This is a genomic window from Planktothrix sp. FACHB-1355 (assembly GCF_014748295.1).
GTDB classification, from domain to species: domain Bacteria; phylum Cyanobacteriota; class Cyanobacteriia; order Cyanobacteriales; family Aerosakkonemataceae; genus Aerosakkonema; species Aerosakkonema funiforme_A.
Map to the genome: position 1 here is coordinate 1 of NZ_JACJUP010000652.1, position 3904 is coordinate 3904.

Annotated in this window: 3 protein-coding genes; 1 reads left to right on the top strand and 2 read right to left on the bottom strand. The window is 43.8% G+C overall.

Annotated features, from left to right (window positions below; genetic code table 11):
- Window positions 1-66: 66 nt before the first annotated feature.
- Window positions 67-2181 carry a diguanylate cyclase gene (locus H6S82_RS22430; RefSeq protein ID WP_190461102.1) on the bottom strand — a complete coding sequence of 705 codons (2115 nt, stop codon included), beginning with the start codon at window positions 2179-2181 and terminating at the stop codon, window positions 67-69.
- A 162-nt stretch (window positions 2182-2343) separates the two neighbouring features.
- On the opposite strand from H6S82_RS22430, the gene H6S82_RS22435 reads away from it, so the two are divergent.
- Window positions 2344-2622 carry a hypothetical protein gene (locus H6S82_RS22435; protein ID WP_191056729.1) on the top strand — a complete coding sequence of 93 codons (279 nt, stop codon included), beginning with the start codon at window positions 2344-2346 and terminating at the stop codon, window positions 2620-2622.
- Here H6S82_RS22435 and H6S82_RS22440 read toward each other — a convergent pair.
- Complete coding sequence (locus H6S82_RS22440) at window positions 2612-3748, bottom strand: WD40 repeat domain-containing protein (RefSeq protein ID WP_190461100.1); 1137 nt, start codon at window positions 3746-3748, stop codon at window positions 2612-2614. The two genes, H6S82_RS22435 and H6S82_RS22440, sit on opposite strands and share 11 nt — an antisense overlap.
- Window positions 3749-3904: the final 156 nt, after the last annotated feature.

Below are 3904 nucleotides of genomic sequence, written 5' to 3' on the forward strand. Positions count from 1 at the left end.
CTTTCACTTATAATAATACCGAATACTTTTATCTTAAAATAGCACATTTATGATATTATGTGAACTTTAAACAATAAAAATACTGCTCGTAAACCAACGATTGCGACCGCCTACTTTAGCTTGATAAAGAGCCCGATCGGCTGCCTCTATCAAATCCAAAGCATTCAAATCATAACTGGGAATTACGGTGGCAATGCCTATACTTAAAGTCACGTATGGTGACACAGCAGAAGCAATATGAGGAAAACAAAGTTCTTGCATAGCTTGATAAATTTTTTGGGCAACTCGAACAGCCCCATCAGTATCAGTATAAGGTAAGATAACAGCAAATTCCTCCCCACCATAACGAGCAACCAGATCGGTAGAACGCTCAACAGCTTGTTTAAAAGTTTGGGCAACAACTTTCAAACAAGTATCTCCAGCAGCGTGACCGTAAGTATCGTTATATTGTTTGAAATAATCGATGTCACACAAGAGCAATGACAGGGGACGTTGTTCCCGCATGAGACGATACCATTCCAGAGTAAACGTGCGATCGAAACAACGTCGATTGGCAATCTGAGTTAATTGATCGACCAGCGCTAAATTTTCCAACTTTTGGTTAGCGATTTGCAACTGTTGATGCAGTTCTGATTGCTGAATCGCGATCGCGACTTGCGTTGCCAACTGTTGAAGCAGCTCGGTTTCCAAAGGATGCCACTCGCGAGGACCGCTGCAATGGTGAGCCACTAACAGCCCCCAAAGACGATCGCCTTGTAAAATCGGCACAACGAGCTTAGCTCGTACTTGCAACCTTTCCAATAACTCAATATGGCAAGAGGATAATCCAGCGGCATAAATATCGGAAGTAACTTGAATAGCACTTTGCGGATACGATTGTCCCTGCCTCTCTACAAAGTAGGTATCTGTAATCTGCATATTCAAAATTGCCTGCCAACCTTCTGCAACAGATTCCTTAACCACTACACCGCTCCAATCACGGTTAAAACGGTAGACGATCGCGTGATCGGTTTGGAGAAAATGCCGCACCTCCGCAACCGTTGTGTTGAGAATCTCATCCAAATCTAAGGACTCGCGGATACGTTGGGCAATTTCATAGATCATCCGCTCCCTTTCTGCCTGCTGTTGCAAAGCTTGTTCTGCCTGTTTGTAAACCGTAATATCTTCAAACACATATAATCGTCCAAAGTACCGATCTCGATCGTCCCGAATTTGACTGGAAAAACGGCGAATCGTGCGCCCATCCACAAACGCGATTTCATCTTCAACCGTGCAACGGTTTTCTTCGCTCTGCAAAAGTTTACAGGACTCTGTAAAAGCGGGAATATCTGCAATTAATTGTAAGCAATCCGGAATAATGTCATTGTTGTTCAGCTTGCCCGATCGCATCTGGCTTTCCAGATGTTCAATGCCCCAAATTTCACAAAAGCGGTGATTAAAATACAAAATTGCATCGGTGCGGTTATCCACAACAAAAAACGCCAGTCGAGAAGTATCAGTCATACAGTGCAACAGCGCTTCTTTCCAGCGCAGTTTCTCCTCAACCTGCTGGCGTTCCTGTGGTGCCGCTCGTCGTTCGCTAAAATCTCGATTTTGTTGTTGCAAATTTCGATGTAATTCTATTTGTACAAGGGCGATTCCCAGTTGGATCGCAGCCTGTTGTAACAATTTTATTTCTACTGAAGACCACTGACGCGGACTGCTGCACTGATGAACGATCAGTAACCCCCAAATGCGATCGGACACCGTGGAAATACTGTTAATCTCCTCACTCCTCAGTAAAATCGGTACTACCACATTGGCTCGAATCTGTAACCGCATTAATAAGTCTTTGTAACAAGGTTCCAAAGGTCTAGCATCAATATCTTCCAAGACACCGATTCGCCCTTGCCGATATTTCTCTACCCATTCCGCATTGAAACAAGGGTCATAAATCAGTTGCCCTTGAATCTGTTTCCATTCCGGACTCACAGACTCTTCTGCCACGACGCCATCTCCATCCGGCAGGAAGCGATAGATGATGACGCGATCGCTTCCTAGTATTTCCCTAACCTCTGTGACAGTTAGTTTCAAAATATCACCTAAGTTACGCGACTGGTGCATTCGCAAGGCGATCGCCGCGATCCAGTCCAGAACTTCATCTAAAGTAATTTCAGCACCCAATTTACGACGGAGGGGCATAGCAGCAGCATAGTACTAATAAATACATTATTTACTAAGATTTATTGCTTAAGATTAAATTTACCGAAGATTTATACAAAAAATACAAAACTTATAGAACAGCCACAGGCGATCGCACATCTTGTGCTACAATTGAAATACACAACAAAAAAGGTGAAAACAATGGCTCGACTTCTCAAGCGCTGGGAGTCCCCCCGCCGCGAGGGTAGAAACGACAAAGGCAGAGGCGGTTCCGCTCGTCAACGCCAACTCAAGAAACAACAAAAAATGCTCCGCAACAAACTCAAAGAACAGTCCGAAACAGAAAACAACAAAGCACGGGGAGGGAAAATTAATTCCCTCCCTATTTTTTTATTCAGCATGGGGGGAACGGGGGAGCGGGGGAGCGGGAGTTCCTCAACAAATTACACAATTTTTTCAAATCTAAAATCTAAAATCTAAAATTTGTATTTCCTTGCCAAACCTTAACCGTCCCATCATAAGCACCACTAGCTAAAATCTGTCCATCCGGACTAAAAGCAACGCATTGCACCCAATCTGTATCTAGAGGAACCGAACCGATAAGCTGTCCCGTCTGCAAATCCCAAAGTCTCAAACCATCTCTACCCGCACTAGCTAAAGTACGCCCATCAGGATTAATAGCGACAGAATAAACAACATCGCGATGTCCTACCAGCGTATAAGACCTTCTTTTCCTCAGATTCCATACTCTAATCGTGTGGTCGTAACTGCTACTAACTAAGTTTGCACCATCAGGAGTAAAAGCCAAAGAACTAACAGCACCTTCATGTCCCGATATAGCACCGAGAAATTGGCTAGTACTTAAATTCCACAGTTGAATACTTTTATCCCTACCCCCAGTTGCCAACAACTGCCCATCCGGACTAATTGCTAAAGTATAAACCACTGGTTGAGACAAAGGTACGCGAGTGTAAAGCAATCGTTCTGTCCGCAAATCTATGAATCTAATTCCATCCAAACCGCCGCTGATTAAAGTTTGACCGTCGGGTGTAATCCCCAGCGATAAAATATTACTGAAATCGTGGGTAAAACTACGACTTAATCGTCCTGTTTTCAGACTCCAAAGGTTAAGTGTAGCGTCCTCACCACCGCTAGCAACAGTCAGATTATCGGGAGTAATGGCAATCGAAAGCACCCTATTACTGTGAGCGCTAATGGTGCGAATTTTTTTGCCTTTTATCGGATTCCACAACCTAATTTTTGTATCGATATCAGTTCCCCCGCTAGCAAGAAACCTGCCATCAGGGCTAAAAGTAAGCGCATACACTGGCCCCCAATGCGCTTTAATGTTGTGAAGGAGAGTAACATTTTGCCATGCACCGCTGTTGAGATAAGGTGGAGCGGGAACGACGGTGGGTGGAGACACATCGGGAACGCCGTAGGGCGGCGGAACTGGAACTGGTAAGGGTTTGAACTGGGCAATTGTATTTGCCTGCCCCTGACTGATAAAGTAAAAACTTAAAAGGGAAAAGGCAAAAGAAATATTGAAGAGTATTAATTGCTTGTGTTTTTGGCTTTTAGCTTTGAATTTATATAGAAATTTCATCCGGCTCGGATTGAATATTGGGACAGATAATTTCCTCTAGACAGTTGGCTGAAGGTTGTTCTTGCCAACCGGATAATAATCCTTGCAATTCAAATTTTAGCGTTTCCAGTGCGTCAATTTGTTTGACTATCTCCTCTATCTTTGCCTCCAAATGTT

Bases quoted from the DNA above. Each gene is read 5' to 3' on its own strand.
- H6S82_RS22435 (WP_191056729.1), top strand. From the start codon at position 2,344: ATGGCTCGACTTCTCAAGCGCTGGGAGTCCCCCCGCCGCGAGGGTAGA.
- H6S82_RS22440 (WP_190461100.1), bottom strand. From the start codon at position 3,748: ATGAAATTTCTATATAAATTCAAAGCTAAAAGCCAAAAACACAAGCAA.
- H6S82_RS22430 (WP_190461102.1), bottom strand. From the start codon at position 2,181: ATGCCCCTCCGTCGTAAATTGGGTGCTGAAATTACTTTAGATGAAGTT.